Source organism: Paenibacillus luteus, from assembly GCF_006542765.1.
Classification (GTDB): domain Bacteria; phylum Bacillota; class Bacilli; order Paenibacillales; family Paenibacillaceae; genus Pristimantibacillus; species Pristimantibacillus luteus.
This window is the reverse complement of the sequence record NZ_SKCD01000002.1, coordinates 163,803-180,028: the sequence shown is the minus strand read 5'-3', so window position 1 is coordinate 180,028 and position 16,226 is coordinate 163,803. Positions and strand designations below refer to the sequence as shown.

Sequence of the window (16,226 nt, the reverse complement as noted above, 5' to 3'; positions counted from 1 at the left end):
CTTCAACCTTTATGCTTATCTATATTCAACAATGGTTCCTCGTTATAGGAACAGAGAACAAGCTGGAGGTCATGCATAATGAGAGCATTAGAGGTTATGGTAATTGTAGTTATCTTAGCGGCTGCAGCAGGAGTTGTTTTTGCCAAAAGAAATCGGCGGCTGGATACGGTGCTGTTGGCCGGCATTGTCGTTGTTGGTTTGCTGCATGGGCTGATCGATCATTTGAGGATACAAATGGTTCCTGCTTATGTAATAGCCGTGATCCTTATGGTTGTTTTGCTGCGCAGGCTGTTCATGCCTTACAAGCAAGCTTCAAGTTCATGGCTGAAAAAAGGTTTGCTGTCCATAATCATTTTGGGGGTGAGTGGTTTGTCCGTTTATTCCAGCCTACTTCTTCCTGTATTTACCATGCCTGAGCCAACAGGAAACTACGCCATCGGCACCATTTCCCGGCATCTTACGGATGAATCCCGTACAGAAACGAAAAGCGCGGATCCTGATGCCAAACGGGAGCTTTTGATAAATGTATGGTATCCCGTTGATCAAAGCGTGGCCGAAGGAAAACCGAAGGAGCATTATCCATCTGAGGTTGGCGAAGCCATTAGTCTGGTATTTGGCATACCAAAGCAGTTATTTAGCCATGTCACAAAAATATCGACGCATGTGGTAGAAGGTGCAGTCCTCTCTGGCAAAGAGCCTAGCTATCCCATCGTCTTTTTCTCTCCAGGCATACGTTCTACCCGCTTTCAAAGCATGACGGCAATCGAGGAGCTTGTCAGCCACGGATACATTGTCGTAGGCATCGATCATTCCTACACATCAGCTAAAGTGACTTTCGAGGACGGCCGATCTATTTTATATCAAGCCGATCCCGATTTTCCAACTTCGTCCGAGCTGTACGATTATAATGTGGAGGGAGTTGGTATTCGAGTAGCCGATACCCGTTTTGTCCTTGATACGATAACAGCGTGGAATACAAAGGACCCGAACGGCTTGTTCGAAGGCAAATTGGATTTGGAACGTGTCGGTATTTTCGGGCACTCTTATGGCGGTGCAACAACAGCGGAAGCCCTTGCGCAGGACAAGCGCTTCAAAGCAGGCGTGAGCTTGGAAGGCGGATTTTGGGGCGAGGTTGCTCATAGGGGCTTGCAGCAGCCATTCCTGTATATGTTGACAGGCGGCACAGCCAAGAGCTTGGACCCGGCAATCACGAATAAGGACAAAGTGTTTTTTGATGAGTTTGAGTCTGATCTTGATTCGGTTATGACTAAAAGCACAAATGATACGTATTACTTGATCGTGGATCATTTTATCCATCAGAGCTTTACGGAAATTGCCCTGCTGGCTCCTTCCTTATTTGCGAAGGAAATTGATCCGGTTCATAATATAGATATTACCCGATCTTATGTCACAGCGTTTTTCGATCAATATTTGAAAGGTGAGCATCAGGTGCTGCTGGATGGACCATCCGCTAAATATCCTGAGGTTGCTTTTGACGGAAAGTATACGAAAAAGAGCAATTGAGCTGAATAATGCTTTAGAAAGGCTGGGGATTGGCGTGGAAGGCATGACTCGCGGCGAGCTCGCTAAGCGCACTGGCATAAGTACTGCAACGATTCGTTATTATGAGGATAGCGGCATCCTGCCTGCTCCAAGCCGGATAGCAAATGGATACCGTATGTATTCGGAAGATTATCTCGTGAAAATCAAGTTTATCAAGGATACCAAATCTTTAGGTTATTCACTAAAGGAAATTCAAGAAGTGCTGCATATGCTTAAGCAGGAGATGGATGCGGAGACCTTAAAGGCATTGGTGCGCAATAAAATTATAGAAATCGATGAAAAAATAAAGTCGCTGCAGGACATACAAGCGATGCTTGGCGGTTTATTGCAAATACCGCAGGAGGAAATACTTGACTATATGCAATCCTTTCGTGATCCGCATGACTAAAGCACCCCTAGGGGTGCTTTTTGATTGTTTTGGCAGACGTTGGCCGCCATTGCAGCATTTTCACAAGCTGCTCCTGCATATAGGATGGGGAATAAACAAACCCGTTCTCGATCCAATAGAATACGAGTCCAAGCAAAGCACTCATGGAGTAGATCGTCATAAGCTCCTGATTAATATCACTATCTGTATGTTCTAGCTCCTCCGTCGCTATATTTTTTAATGCTTCGAACATTTTATCCCGGACAAGGGAGAGGACATCGCTTTTTAAAAGGATGGTATAAATCGATGCATGATCATAAATATGGTCAAAGATCATAATGGAGGCAGCCGGCAGCTCGTTTATTCGAAACACGTCTATTTTTTCATAAGGTGCACGGAAAGAACGAAGCAAATCTTCAATTAAATCAGACATAATTTCATCGAGTAATGCATCTTTGCTTTCAAAATGAGAATAGAAGGTTCCTCGATTATAGTTTGCCAGCTCCACAATTTCAGTAATCGAAATAGCTGCAAATCTTTTTTGTGACATCAGCTGCATAAAAGCTTGTTTTAATGCCTCTTTGCTGCGAATAATCCGTCGATCGATTTTTTTGTGCGATAGAGTCATTCGGCTTCATTCCTTTTTTTTATTCAACAGAAAGTGATCATTTGTTCGTTAGGTAACAAATCGAAGCTTTTTACTGATTGTAATCTATTTTCACTCTCATTATACTCGAAAGTAACAGTTGTTCTCTATTGAACAGTTGTATAAAAAAGTGAATTTTTTTGAATATCCCTTAACGCTTGATGAGATACTATCCTAAACAATGGAGGAATTAAACATGAGACTCTCTGGTAAAGTTGCTGTTATTACAGGTGCAGCATCCGGTATGGGGAAAGCGATTGCAGAACTATTCGCAGCAGAAGGCGCTAAAGTAGTGGTCTCCGATCTGCGCTTAGAAACCGCACAAACGGTTGTAGCACATATTGAGTCATTGGGTGGAACGGCAATTGCTGTTGCTGCTAACGTTGCCAAAGAAGAGGACGTTCAGCAGTTAATCGATACGACAGTAGAGACATTTGGTACGCTAGATATTCTAATTAATAATGCAGGCATTATGGATAATTTTGTACCCGCGGGTGACCTTACGGACGAGTTGTGGGAGCGTGTCTTTGCCATTAACACAACAGGACCTATGCGTACGATTCGCAAAGCGATTCCGATTTTCACGGAGAAGAAAAGCGGCGTTATCGTCAACATTGCTTCAGCAGGCGGACTATATGGCTCTAGAGCGGGTGCTGCGTATACAGCCGCTAAACATGCGGTTGTTGGACTCACCAAAAATGTGGGCTTTCAGTATGCCAAAGAGGGCATCCGTTGTAATGCCATTGCGCCAGGTGGCGTAAGCACGAATATTGGCACAACGATAAATGAGCCGAATCCTTTTGGAATGGAGAGGGCAATGGTTGGCATGGGCATCAATCCCCGTACAGGAGATCCGGAAGAAATCGCTAAGGTTGCGTTGTTCTTGGCTTCGGATGATGCAAGCTTTGTAAATGGTACGGTTGTAACAGCTGATGCAGGCTGGACAGCCTATTAAATTTCAGGACAATCGAAAAAGCCGGTCAGACTAAAACTCTGACTGGCTTTTTTGCTGCAAGGTTGGGCTCCCATGTTTTCCTATAATGGGTTAATATGAGAGGGAGGGGGGGATGCTTGTCATGAAAAAGGATGCAGTGGTTGGCGTATGGTCTGCTGATGCCTTATATATGCCTGGGCCAAGTGACGAGATCATCTATTTTATGGAGTCTGGGGACGGTTGGATTGAATATTTAAATTGGTCGCTATGTTCAATTGAAACGTTCAAATGGTGGCGAAGCGCAGATGGAAAACTACATATTCAAAGCAATATGCTGTTCGAAGACCATAAAACTTCGACGGAAATAGATGAAGTGCATGCTAATTTAGATATTTGTATTCAACAAGGGATGACTAAGCTAAATCAGCCAATTACGATTTTAAGCGCTCTGAACGCTAACTTATTTGGCAATGATAAATACGGACTGATCAGCAGCACCATTGAAAGTGATTATTTTAGTAAACGATTGAGTCTATTGAGAGATGAGTAGAGGAATATTACTAACCCCAATTTGGAAAGTCGATCTCCTTCTTGTGAAGGGGGCGGCTTTTTTTTATGGAATAGGTGAGAGAAAATGATTTTAAATTCGTTGTATAGGATGTAAAAGCTTTTACAAAAAAATAAGGAGCTTTAAGACATGAAGTCAAATGACGCCAATTACATTCAGCGGCTGCAGCGAAAAAAAGAGGACGCTCTGGAATATATCGTTGATCAGTATTTGCCATTAATAAAAGGAATCACGTACAAGGTGTTATCTCCACTCGGAAACGATGGAATCATCGAAGAATGCATCAATGATATCTTTCTATCCATTTGGGAGCATGCGCATAAATTCTCAGGTGATTCGACTGATTTTAGAAAATGGATCTGTGCAATTGCAAAGTTTAGAGCGCTCGATTATTACCGGAAGAATAATAAGCTAGCGGGTCTCCTCTCTCAGGAGCAGGAGATTGGTACGGGAGAATCGGCGGAGGATGAGCTTATCAGAATGGAAGACCAGTCGGAGCTGATCAAGCTAATCCATTTGTTGGAGCCTGTGGACCGGGATATTTTTATGATGAAATTTTTTCTCGGATTCAAAACGGGAGACATTGCTGCCAAGCTGGGGCTCAGCAAGGCTTCCATCGATAACCGGATCTATAGAGGGAAGAAAAAGCTGTATGACAAAGCGACGAATCTTGATTTTGGAGGCAGCATGCTATGAAGGACGTTTATGAATTATTAAATGACATGGATATCGATGAGCATGAATTTGTGGAAATGGAAGTCAATGAGCTTGAGAAAGCGAAGGTGAAACGGGCATTAAAGGAATCCATTGTTCAGAAACGGAAAATGAGGAGCTGGAAAAAGCCGGTGGCCGCGGCTGTTATGGTTGTTGGATTATCCACGGCAACACTCGGATTAACGTTTCCAGCTTACGCAGTCAGCTTGCCTGTTATCGGAAACATTTTCAAAATTTTAGATGTGGGCAAAGCTGGCGTTTATGATCATTATCAGGAATACTCCACGGAAATGAACCTGACGGCAGAAAGCAATGGTATTAAAGTCATCATCAATAACGCGATTTTTGATGGAGAAACGGTAGCCTTAACCTATTCTATCGAGAGCAATCAGGATCTAGGCGAAAGCCCATACTTGCGAGGGCTATTGAATATGAAAGGCTCGACAGGCGGGGCGGGCGGCTCCAAAATTTCAAAGGTAGATTCAAGCCGATATGTTGGAATAACTACAGAAACAGGATTTTTTAAAGGCCAGAAACCAGACACTGTCAATATGAAATGGCAAATCGACAGCATCGTCATCCAGGAAAATCAGGAAGAGATTAAAGGTAAGTGGAGCTTCGCTTTTGCATTGGAGGCAACGGAAGCAGATACTCAAGTTATTGGACAAAGCTCGGAGCATGATGGCGTGGCCGTTCAAATTGGGGAACTATCAGTGACGCCAATGTCTTTCATCGTGCATTATGACCAACTCGTTTCAGAGGAAATCCGAAACAAATGGCATGGGGTAGATGTGGACATTGAAGTAAAAGACGACTTGGGTAATCTATATTCAGGGAAAGGGAATGGAGGCACAGGGGACAAAGAAGGCTATCATACAAGCTGGAGCAAGACATTCGAAAAATTAGATCCGAATGCAGCGAAGCTGATCCTAACGCCGCAGATCAGGCTATATGAATATACTTCCGAGAATTACGGTTCCGTAGAAGAGACCAAAGACGGGCCTCAATCTGCTGCTATACCGGAGAAATCAGGAAAAGGGGAAGAAAAGTTTAAGATGGAGGACATTGTCATCGATTTAAGTAACCGTTAATGTGTGGCAAACTCCCGAATTGCAAAAACAAAGAAGTGTCCAAGCGCTAACGGCCTCGGACACTTCTTTGTTTTGTATCGGTGTGGAGCAAGCGCTACATCTTGCTTCACATAACATCAAGGATTCAATTACGCTTCGCTTTTGGCAAGCTCTTTGCGTACGATTGGCGCTACTTTAGTTCCTAGCAGTTCGATGGCGTGCAGCACCTCGCGGTGGGGCATCGTGCCAACATTGACATGCAGGAAGAAACGGGTAACGCCAAGGTTTTTGCGCAGCAAAATGATTTTCTCAGCCACATATTCAGGGTCACCGACATAAAGGGCGCCTCGAAGACTGCGCGCAGCATCGAAAGCCGCACGGTCATAATTTTGCCTCCAACCGCGCTCGCGGCCGATGACATTCATTTGGGCGGCTGTTGGCGCGAAGAACATATCGGCTGCTTGTTCCGTCGTGTCGCCTACGAAGCCGTGGGAATGTGTGGCTATTTGCAGCTTGCTCGGATCATGCCCGGCCCGTGCGGCAGCCTCCTTATAAAGAGAGACTAAAGGCGCAAAGCTCTCCGGCATGCCGCCGATGATTGCGAAGGCAATGGGCAGGCCTAGCGTGCCGGCTCTTACCGCCGATTCCGCATTTCCGCCACTTGCAATCCAGACTGGCAGCGGGCTTTGGACCGATCGCGGATAGACAGCCAAATTATCGATGGCAGGGCGATGCCCTCCACGCCAGCTGACTTTCTCCGAAGATCTAATTTTAAGCAGCAGCTCAAGCTTCTCTTCGAACAGTTCCTCGTAATCGTCAAGACTGTATCCGAACAGCGGGAAAGATTCGATAAATGAACCGCGGCCCGCCATGATTTCAGCCCGTCCGTTCGAGATGCCATCTAAGGTTGAGAACGCTTGATAGACGCGTACCGGATCATCGGAGGAAAGCACGGTAACCGCGCTTGTTAGCCGTATCCGTTTGGTCATGGCAGCCGCGGCAGCCAGCACGACGGCAGGAGCCGTACCTGCATAATCCGCCCGGTGATGCTCTCCGATTCCGTAAACGTCCAGGCCGACCTGATCGGCGAGCACGATTTCTTCAACCGCATGGCGCAGACGCTCTGCATGGCTCATGATGACCCCAGTCACCGGGTCAGGTGTTGTTTCCAAGAACGTACTTATTCCTATTTCCATTCCAGCAGCCAAATTGGCCATATATAACTCCCCTTTCAATAGTTTTAGTTTACTAAATTATTTATGGTTTCTCAACTAAAGTAAGCATTTTGCGATGCGCTATGTAATGAAAGATAAGTTAATTCGAGTAAGGTTAGTTTTCCGTTTAAAGAAAATATCTTATATTCGCTTCTCATTTGTCACAAAACGAGCCGCTATTTCGTTCTATTGCCAAACAGAAGGAGTGATGACGATGAAGACGTTGACATGTGTGGTCATTGGCGGGGGATACGCAGGGATACATGCGGTGAAAGAAATTCAAAAAACGATGAAGAATGGTGTGAATGCTCCACGGCTTCGTCTTATTCTGATCGATAAAAACAGCTACCATACACGCAAGGTGCTGCTATTTAAACCTGCTGCGGGTAATGAGGACATTACGATTCCGTTCAGCAGCATGTTCCCGGTAGGGGTAGAGTTCGTTCAAGCAAACGTAATTGGAATAGATACTCAATCCCAAAGGTTGGTGTATCAAATAGCTAAGGGAGATAAGGAGCACACGCTCGAATATGACCTTCTTGTGCTCGGTATCGGCAGCGTAGTGAGACAGCCAGAGGCTGCCCAAGGTGGCATAGCCCTTACGGGGCTGGCTGAAGCGAAGGGCATTAAGGCAGCATGGCGTTCGAATTTGCAGGCTGCTGTTCGGGAGAGCAATTTAAAGGAGAAACAGCGATTGATGAGCATTGCCGTGGCGGGAGCGGGCATTAGCGGTATTGAAACAGCAGCAGAGCTGGCTCATCATGTCCGGGAAGATGCAAGGCAGCTTGGTCTTGACCCAAAAGCGGTTGCGATCCGTTTGTTTAACGCAGGAGAGCGACTATTCCCGGATGGTCCGGCCAAAGTAGGCACGAAGCTGGAAGCTGCTCTTCATTCCTATGGCATTACGGTCGTACATGGAAGTAAAGTATTGAGGGAGAACGAAGGTATGCTGACTCTGTCGAGTGGCGAGGTTGAGCCCATTGGACTATGCATTTGGACGCTGGGCCTGCTGCCGAATCCAATGCTGAGGACGGTTGGCGTACCGGTGACGGCGGATGGTTACGTGGTGGTGGATGAAAGCTACCGCGTGAAAGGCGCGAAGGGGGTCTACAGCATTGGCGATTGTGCCCAAATTCAAGATGCAGGCAGCGGGCGGTTGGACGGAAAAACCTGTAAGGAAGCGACAGCGCAAGCAGCTCGTCTGGCCAAGGTTATCGCTGCTGATTTAGCGGGACGTCCTGCGCCCGTTCATAAAAGCTTTATGGATTTTTACTGCTTCGGCCTGGGCCCGGATAGAGGCATGGCTTGGACGCGCCAATGGGGCATCGATATGGTTTTCACAGGCAAGCTGGGCTGGAAAATGAGAAAGTACTCATGGGATATGGCAAGTCTGCTAAAATAGGGAACAAAGGAATACAAGATGGGAAGTGAGACGATGCAGAAGCTGTATGAGCAGTATAGAGGATTATTGTTTACGCTTGCCTATCAGTTGACGGGCTCGGCTGCCGATGCGGAGGATATGGTGCAGGACGTGTTTGTGAAAGCCTATGAGGTTCCGCTAGAGCGAATGGCAGAACCTAAAGCGTATTTGTGCAAAATGATAACGAACCGCTGCCGTGATTTGCATCGATCCGCCCGTAGAAGGCGTGAGCATTACTTCGGGGAATGGCTGCCTGAGCCTATTTTAACATCCGATGACCAAACGTATGAAGCGGTTGCGCGGGGCGAGCTGCTGTCGTATGCCATGCTTGTCTTGCTGGAGAGGCTGTCTCCCTCGGAGAGGGCGGTATTCGTGCTTAGGGAAGCGCTCGGCTTTGATTATGCCGCGATTGCAGAGCAGGTGGACAAAACGGAAGCCAATTGCCGAAAGCTCTACAGCCGTGCACAAGGCAAAATGGGGGTTTCCGCAGAAACGCCCGGTTTCACGGAAACGGCGAGCGAGCCATGGATTCGCGCCTTTCTGACTGCACTGGAGCAAGGGAACTTAGATGCAATCGTCACCATGCTTGCTAAGGATGCCGTGTTGATCTCGGACGGTGGGGGCAAAGCTTTGTCTGCCGTTCATCCTATCCAATCCCGAGAGCATGTTATCCGTTTCCTGCTTGGCATTATTCAAAAAGGCGCCAACGAGGAGGGCGGCTTCGAATTTAAGCTGACGGAAATGAATGGCCAGCCAGGGCTAATTGTAAGGACACGCAACAGAATCGAGACGGCAGCGCTGCTGCATATGGAGAATAATGAAATTCGCAGCCTGTACTTAATCAGAAACCCGGATAAACTGCAGCGTTTAGAAAGGTGAAAATTGAGCGATTGGATCAGATAAACTATAATAGTGAGAACGATTAGTTTAGCAAATTTGATCTGAACTAAATGGCCCGTTCATCTGCCGACCGATAAGAGAATAGGTTGAGCGGAAGCGGGTCTTTACGATAAAGGAGAGCATTTCATTGACGCTGCAGCAATTAAAATACATTATTGAGGTCGCGAATCGGGGTTCGATCAACGAAGCCGCCAAGCGATTGTTTATTTCCCAGCCCAGCCTGTCGAATGCGATAAGGGAGCTGGAAGAAGAGATGCAGCTTGCGATCTTCGATCGGTCGAATAAAGGAATCTCGCTCTCGAAGGAGGGAGTCGAGTTTCTTAGCTATGCCCGGCAAGTGGTGGAGCAAGCGGAGCTGCTGGAGAGCCGTTACCTGAACGCGAAGCCTTCCCCGCAGCATTTTTCCGTATCAACCCAGCATTATGCTTTTGCGGTCAATGCGTTTGTAAGCCTGATACAGGAATACGGCCATGAGGAATACGAGCTCGCCTTGCGCGAGACGAAAACCTATGAAATCATAGAGGATGTCAAGAATCTGCGCAGCGAGATTGGCATTCTATATCTGAATGAGTTCAACGGCAAAGTCATTAATAAGCTGCTCAAAACGGCCAATTTGCAGTTTAACAGCTTGTTTATGGCTAAACCGCATATTTTCATCAGCATCAAAAATCCGCTCGCCAAGCAGTCAATCGTTACGATTGACCAGCTGCAAAACTACCCTTATTTGTCTTTTGACCAAGGAGAATATAATTCGTTTCATTTTTCCGAAGAAATTTTAAGCACAATGTCGCATAAGAAAAGCATCCGTGTGAACGATCGTGCTACTTTATTTAATTTACTGATCGGCTTAAATGGCTACACGATTTCGACAGGCGTGCTTAGCAAAGACCTCAATGGCAACGAAATTATCCCTGTACCGCTGGATTGCGAGGAAACGATCAATGTCGGCTGGATTTCACATAAAAACGCTTCGCTCTCGAAGCTGGGATCAGCCTATGTAGAAGCGCTAATAGAAGCAACCTCGCCTTAATTTCTTGGTATAGCCAAAAGCTATAACTAGCTATAGTTTATTACAGTTACACTATATCTGTGAAACCATGGTATCTTTCTTGTAACAAGTTGTAGAGGAGCTTACAAGATGACAAAAAGCAGTGTTTTGGGATACCCGCGAATTGGTGCAGATAGAGAATGGAAAAAAGCGCTTGAGGCGTTCTGGTCAGGCAAGCTGGAGGAATCGGATTTTGAGAAGCAGCTGCAGGAAGTTCGTCTGAACCACTTGCGCAAGCAGCAGGAAAAAGGGATCGATCTAATTGCCGTAAATGATTTCAGCTATTATGATCAAGTTCTTGATACGGCTACCATGTTCGGAATCATTCCAAAACGCTTCGCTTATGACGGCGGCGCAGTGCCGTTGTCCCTCTATTACGGCATTGCCCGTGGAACGAAGGAAGCAACGGCAAGCGAAATGACAAAATGGTTCAACACGAATTATCACTATATCGTACCTGAGCTCGATGGCGCAGCTCCTGTACTTACCGAAAATAAACCGCTTCTTGCTTACCGCGAAGCGAAGGAGAAGCTCGGAATCGAAGGCAAGCCAGTTATCATTGGGCCGCTGACTTTCCTGAAGCTTTCCAAAGGATACAGCAAATCAGAGACGGATGCTTGGATCGCTAAGCTCATTCCGCTTTATGTGCAAGTGCTGCAAGAGCTTGCGGCTGAAGGCGTTGCGTGGGTGCAAATCGATGAGCCGGTTCTAGTGACTAAACTTGATTCGGAGGATTTAGCGCGTCTGAAAACAATCTACGAGGCATTTGCGGCGGCTGTACCGGCACTCCATATTTTGCTGCAAACGTACTTTGAATCGGTAGAGAATTACAAAGAAATCGTTGCTCTTCCGGTTAAAGCAATCGGCCTTGATTTCGTTCATGGCTTTACAGGCAACATCGCTTCGATTAAAGCACACGGCTTCCCAGCAGATAAGGTTCTGGGCGCAGGTATTATCGATGGCCGCGGCATTTGGAAAGCTTCGCTTCGCGAGAAGCTGGCATTGCTCGAAGAGCTGTCCGGACTAGTAACGGATGATCAACTAATCGTACAATCATCATGCAGCTTGCTTCATGTTCCGGTAACGGTGAAAAGCGAGAAGAAGCTGACAGCTGAGCTGCAAAATGCTCTTGCATTCGCTGACGAGAAGCTGGATGAGCTGGTTTTGCTTGCTAAAGCACTAACGCAAGGTGGAGCTTCGATTACAGCAGAGCTGGAGCAATGCGACCGCGAACTTGAAGGACTTAAACAATCGGGCGAGCGTAATCGCAATGATATTCAACAAGCCGTTGCCGCGATTAGCACGAAACAACCGGAACGCAGTCTGCCTTTCGCTGAGCGTCATGTCGCTCAACAAAACAAATGGCAATTGCCGCTATTCCCTACAACAACGATCGGCAGCTTTCCGCAATCGGCGGAAGTGCGCAAGGCTCGCCAGCAATGGCGCAAAGCGGAATGGAGCAACGAGCAATATGCTGATTTCATTCGTGAGCAAATCGATATCTGGATCAAGCTGCAAGAGGAAATTGGCATCGATGTCTTGGTACATGGTGAGTTCGAGCGTACAGATATGGTTGAATTTTTTGGTGAGAAACTTGCTGGCTTTGCATTTACACAATATGGCTGGGTGCAATCGTATGGTTCACGCTGCGTGAAGCCGCCAATCATTTATGGCGACGTCGCTTTCGAAGAAGCGATGACCGTCGAGGAAACGCAATATGCGCAATCGAAAACGGATCGTCCTGTCAAAGGCATGTTGACTGGACCGATTACGATCATGAACTGGTCATTTGTACGTGATGATATTTCTCGTGAACAAATTGCTTACCAACTGGCTTATGCTCTTAGACAGGAAGTAGAAGCGCTTGAGCAAGCAGGCATTGGCATGATTCAAGTTGACGAGCCGGCAGTTCGTGAAGGGCTTCCGTTGAAAGAAGCAGATCAAGCAGAGTATCTGGCATGGGCAGTCAAGGCATTCCGTATGACAACTTGCACGGTTGCAGACACGACGCAAATTCACACGCATATGTGTTATTGCGAGTTCCATGACATGATTGACTCCATTGAAGCGATGGATGCCGATGTGATCTCCATCGAGACCTCGCGCAGCCACGGTGAGCTCATCCACAGCTTTGAGGAAAACACTTACAAGCTAGGCATTGGCCTTGGCGTGTATGACATTCATAGCCCGCGCGTTCCGCGCGTGGAAGAAATGACGAGCATGATTGAGCGTGCCTTGCGCGTTCTTGACCCGAAGCTCTTCTGGATCAACCCGGACTGCGGTTTGAAGACGCGTGGCTATGACGAAACGGTCGAGTCACTCCGCAACATGGTCGTAGCAACGGAAATCGCTCGCTCCAAGCACGCATCCCTAGCGTAGATTTACCTTACACCAACACTAATGCACGTATGCTAATAAAATAGGAGCTTCCTTACCGTAGAAACAACTTTTACGGCAAGGCGGCTCTTTTGCTATGGATACAGCAGTATAGTTTGGCATCAAAAAAAGGAAAAGTAAAAATAATGTCGAATTTTACCCATATGATGCCAAAACGAACCTATACCTTATGGAAACATGTCACTATTATAATATTGTTCCTTGCTATTCTGCTCGGGCTGCGCTGGTTTTGGATGAGTCTGCAGAAAACGCCTGACCATGCCCTAGCTGCTCAAGGCGTACTGGATATGCGCGGCTGGGATTTTGAACATTCACGCTCTATTCAGTTAAATGGCGAGTGGGAATTTTATCCGGAAGCCTTTATTGAGCACGAAGATACGCAGCAGGATTGGAATGAACCGACCACCTATATCCAAGTACCAGGTGACTGGAGCGGCGCATTTTCAAATCGATCCGACAACTCCTATGGCTATGGGACTTATCGGCTCCGAATCCTGCTGGATTCTTCTCCAGATTATCCGTATTCCTTTTGGGTCAAACAGATCGAAGCTTCTTCTCAGATCGAAATTAACGGTCAGAAGGTTCCCGCATTCGGGAAATTGTCGGAGACTGCAGCAGGGAGCAAGTCCAAAGTAATGACCTATACGGAATCCTATAAAGCGGGGACAGAGGTCACCGAAATCGAGCTGCTTGTGCGGGCAGCTAATTTTGAGCAGCCGTATAAAGGCGGTATAATTCGATCGATTCGGTTCGGATCACAAGCGGCTATCGATAATGAGCGGATGTATTCCATTGGATTCCAAATGGTAACCTTTATTATTTTATTGCTGCACAGCTTATATGCCATTATCTTGTTTCTTTTTAATCCAAAGCAAAAAGCGTTTCTCATCTTTTTCTTACTGCTATTGATGGCTGGAATCACGATCGTGTCTGATCATGACAAGCTTCTGTTGATTTGGTTGCCTGTCTCCTATGCATGGGGCCTCAAAATCAGGCTGCTGTCCTATATGTTTCTTTCTTTTTTTATACTGGCGCTAGCCAGAAACTTTTCCGAGGATAAATCGGGCACTCGATTATTTAAAATCTATACGGCGCTTCTGGCAGGGTATACGATCTGTTTGCTGGCTGCTCCAACGTCTGTCATTTATTGGACATACAAGCACTATATGTTTATATCCTTTTATGCGCTGCCTATGGTCTGGTTTATGTATGTCATCGGCAAAATGATTGTAAGAAATCATCGCGATGCCGTTTTCTTGCTGCTTGCCGCAACGAGCATCTTATCCAGCGTCATTTGGGGAGTTTTTACGGCTAGCAATATCATTGATAACATTTATTATCCTATCGATATCATTGCGGCAATGGTCGGTTTTTCTACGTATTGGTTCAAACGGTATTTCCGAAATTCCGATGAAAATATTAAGCTTAACGAGCAATTGAAGAAATCGGATAAAATGAAGGACCAGTTCCTTGCGAACACTTCCCACGAGCTCCGAACGCCGCTGCATGGCATTTTGAGTATTGCACAGACCATTTTGGCGAACGAGCAGTCATCCATTCAAGGGAAAAGCTACAAAGATATGGAGCTGCTTGTGACGATTAGCCGCCGGATGTCGTATATGCTGGATGATTTGCTCGATGTGGTAAGGCTGCAGGATAAGCGAATTCTATTGCGGCAAGAGTCGCTCTCTATTCAATCCATTGTTCCAGCAGTCATGGATATGCTCGTCTATATGACAGAAGGAAAGCCCATTCAGCTGCAGATGCAGGTCGCACAATCAACGCCTCCTGTTTGGGCAGATGAGAAAAGATTGGTGCAGATTTTATTTAATTTGCTCCATAATGCGCTTAAGTACACGGATGAAGGTTTTGTGAGGGTAACAGCGGAAGCGGGAAAAGATAAGCTCATCATTCGTGTTTCTGATTCGGGAGCCGGCATGGATAAGGAAACGCAGGAACGCGTGTTTTTGCCGTATGAGCAAGGTCTCTATGGGATCAACGACGGAGGGGGAATTGGCCTTGGGTTAAGCATCTGCAAGCACCTGGTTGAATTGCATGGAGGAGAATTTTCCGTTCAATCGGAGCCGGGCAGAGGTTCTATCTTCAGCTTCGTGCTGCCGCTCGCCGATTCTGCACGACTTCCGGCCGAGCATCTTGGCATGGAACGGCCAATTGTAATTGAGCCGTTAGCGGCACGGCATGCTCAGCCTAATGGAGTAGGCTATTTATCTACATTTGAAGTCGCAGCAGCGTCGGCAGCGGGTTCCGTACTTAAGATACTTGCAGTCGATGACGACCCGATCAACTTAAAAGTGCTCGATAGCATTTTATCTGCTGACCAATACAGTATCCGCTCGGTCATGTCCGCTCATGAGGCACTGGATTGGCTTGGACGGGAGCAATGGGATTTGATGATTGTTGACGTGATGATGCCGCATATGTCAGGCTATGAGCTGACAAGGAAAGTAAGGGAGCAGTTTTCGATCTCGGAGCTTCCCGTACTACTGTTAACGGCCCGCAGCCAGCCAGCTGATATTTATGTCGGCTTCCAGGCAGGAGCTAATGATTATGTGACTAAGCCTGTGGATGCATTGGAGCTTAAATATCGTGTTTGGTCATTAACTTCATTGAAGCAATCTGTAGATGAGCGGCTGCGAATGGAAGCAGCCTACCTTCAGGCGCAAATTCATCCTCATTTCCTATTCAACACGCTTAACTCGATTATGGCGCTAAGCGATCTGGATACGGAGAAGATGCAGAGGCTCGGCGAGGCATTTACCTCCTATTTGAGAATCAGCTTTGATTTTCTTAATTCCGGTGAGCTTGTTTCACTCACGCATGAATTGGAGCTCGTTCAAGCCTATTTATACATCGAGAAAGAACGCTTTGAAGAGCGTTTGACCATTTTATGGGAGATTGATTCGGATCTTGGTCTACAGCTGCCGCCGCTTACGATTCAACCGCTAGTTGAAAATGCAGTTAAACATGGCCTCTTAAGCCAAGCAAAAGGAGTCACCATTCAAATCCGCATCGTGCGTCAGGGAAGGGCAACTCTGTTTGAAATCAAAGATGATGGGAATGGAATGGAGCAGGAGGTCGTTCGGCAATTGCTGGATGCCCCTGTGAAAGGAAAACGTGGAATTGGGCTCTCCAATACGAATCGGCGTCTCATTCAAATGTATGGAAAGGGCTTGACGATCCAAAGCAGTCCCGGTCAAGGTACGACCGTATCCTATGTCATTCCGAACCGAGACTTGCAGCAATAGACTAAAAGGAGCCACTCTGCAACAGGGTGGCTCCTTTTAGTGCGATTCTTTCTAATTTAGAGAAAAAAATAGAAACTATTTTCCAGTTATTTACGTTTAGAATAGGGGAGCTTTGAAGT

At 46.6% G+C, this 16,226-nt stretch carries 13 protein-coding genes; 11 read left to right on the top strand and 2 right to left on the bottom strand.

Annotated features, from left to right (window positions below; all coding sequences use genetic code 11):
* The first annotated feature begins 78 nt into the window (after positions 1 to 78).
* Both E0496_RS01700 and E0496_RS01695 read left to right on the top strand, forming a co-directional pair.
* Positions 79 to 1,524 carry an alpha/beta hydrolase family protein gene (locus E0496_RS01700; protein WP_141499891.1) on the top strand — a complete coding sequence of 482 codons (1,446 nt, stop codon included), beginning with the start codon at positions 79 to 81 and terminating at the stop codon, positions 1,522 to 1,524.
* The gene (locus E0496_RS01695) at positions 1,493 to 1,951 is read left to right on the top strand and encodes a MerR family transcriptional regulator (protein ID WP_338325810.1); all 459 of its coding nucleotides are present in this window, start codon (positions 1,493 to 1,495) and stop codon (positions 1,949 to 1,951) included. The genes E0496_RS01700 and E0496_RS01695 overlap by 32 nt, the downstream gene beginning before the upstream one ends.
* Before the next feature lie 7 nt (positions 1,952 to 1,958).
* Here E0496_RS01695 and E0496_RS01690 read toward each other — a convergent pair whose 3' ends face one another.
* The gene (locus tag E0496_RS01690) at positions 1,959 to 2,558 is read right to left on the bottom strand and encodes a TetR/AcrR family transcriptional regulator (protein ID WP_141499890.1); all 600 of its coding nucleotides are present in this window, start codon (positions 2,556 to 2,558) and stop codon (positions 1,959 to 1,961) included.
* Positions 2,559 to 2,772: 214 nt separating this feature from the next.
* Between E0496_RS01690 and E0496_RS01685 the strand changes: the two genes are divergently transcribed.
* From E0496_RS01685 to E0496_RS01670, 4 genes are all read left to right on the top strand, one after another.
* Positions 2,773 to 3,531 carry an SDR family oxidoreductase gene (locus E0496_RS01685; protein ID WP_141499889.1) on the top strand — a complete coding sequence of 253 codons (759 nt, stop codon included), beginning with the start codon at positions 2,773 to 2,775 and terminating at the stop codon, positions 3,529 to 3,531.
* Between the two features lie 121 nt (positions 3,532 to 3,652).
* Entirely contained in the window at positions 3,653 to 4,060 is a 408-nt protein-coding gene (locus E0496_RS01680; protein ID WP_141499888.1) for a hypothetical protein, read from the top strand.
* Between the two features lie 147 nt (positions 4,061 to 4,207).
* Positions 4,208 to 4,774 carry a sigma-70 family RNA polymerase sigma factor gene (locus tag E0496_RS01675; RefSeq protein ID WP_141499887.1) on the top strand — a complete coding sequence of 189 codons (567 nt, stop codon included), beginning with the start codon at positions 4,208 to 4,210 and terminating at the stop codon, positions 4,772 to 4,774.
* A complete protein-coding gene (locus E0496_RS01670) occupies positions 4,771 to 5,883 on the top strand; it encodes a DUF4179 domain-containing protein (RefSeq protein ID WP_141499886.1) in 1,113 nt (370 codons plus the stop codon). The genes E0496_RS01675 and E0496_RS01670 overlap by 4 nt, the downstream gene beginning before the upstream one ends.
* Positions 5,884 to 6,011: 128 nt before the next feature.
* Here the strand turns inward: E0496_RS01670 and E0496_RS01665 are convergent, their stop codons facing one another.
* Positions 6,012 to 7,079 (bottom strand): LLM class flavin-dependent oxidoreductase, encoded by a 1,068-nt coding sequence (locus E0496_RS01665; RefSeq protein WP_421923010.1) that lies wholly within the window; start codon positions 7,077 to 7,079, stop codon positions 6,012 to 6,014.
* 211 nt (positions 7,080 to 7,290) lie between these two features.
* Here E0496_RS01665 and E0496_RS01660 point away from each other — a divergent pair, with 211 nt between their 5' ends.
* The 5 genes from E0496_RS01660 (at position 7,291) to E0496_RS01640 (ending at position 16,107) form a co-directional block, all read left to right on the top strand.
* The gene (locus E0496_RS01660; RefSeq protein ID WP_141499885.1) at positions 7,291 to 8,478 is read left to right on the top strand and encodes an NAD(P)/FAD-dependent oxidoreductase; all 1,188 of its coding nucleotides are present in this window, start codon (positions 7,291 to 7,293) and stop codon (positions 8,476 to 8,478) included.
* A 33-nt stretch (positions 8,479 to 8,511) separates the two neighbouring features.
* On the top strand, positions 8,512 to 9,375 hold the full coding sequence (gene sigJ, locus E0496_RS01655) for an RNA polymerase sigma factor SigJ (RefSeq protein ID WP_141499884.1): 864 nt from the start codon (positions 8,512 to 8,514) through the stop codon (positions 9,373 to 9,375).
* Positions 9,376 to 9,523: 148 nt separating this feature from the next.
* The gene (locus E0496_RS01650) at positions 9,524 to 10,426 is read left to right on the top strand and encodes a LysR family transcriptional regulator (protein ID WP_139997526.1); all 903 of its coding nucleotides are present in this window, start codon (positions 9,524 to 9,526) and stop codon (positions 10,424 to 10,426) included.
* Positions 10,427 to 10,534: 108 nt separating this feature from the next.
* Positions 10,535 to 12,823, top strand: a complete 2,289-nt coding sequence (gene metE / locus E0496_RS01645; RefSeq protein ID WP_141499883.1) for a 5-methyltetrahydropteroyltriglutamate--homocysteine S-methyltransferase — start codon at positions 10,535 to 10,537, stop codon at positions 12,821 to 12,823.
* Positions 12,824 to 12,966: 143 nt separating this feature from the next.
* A complete protein-coding gene (locus E0496_RS01640; protein ID WP_141499882.1) occupies positions 12,967 to 16,107 on the top strand; it encodes a hybrid sensor histidine kinase/response regulator in 3,141 nt (1,046 codons plus the stop codon).
* Positions 16,108 to 16,226 lie beyond the last annotated feature (119 nt).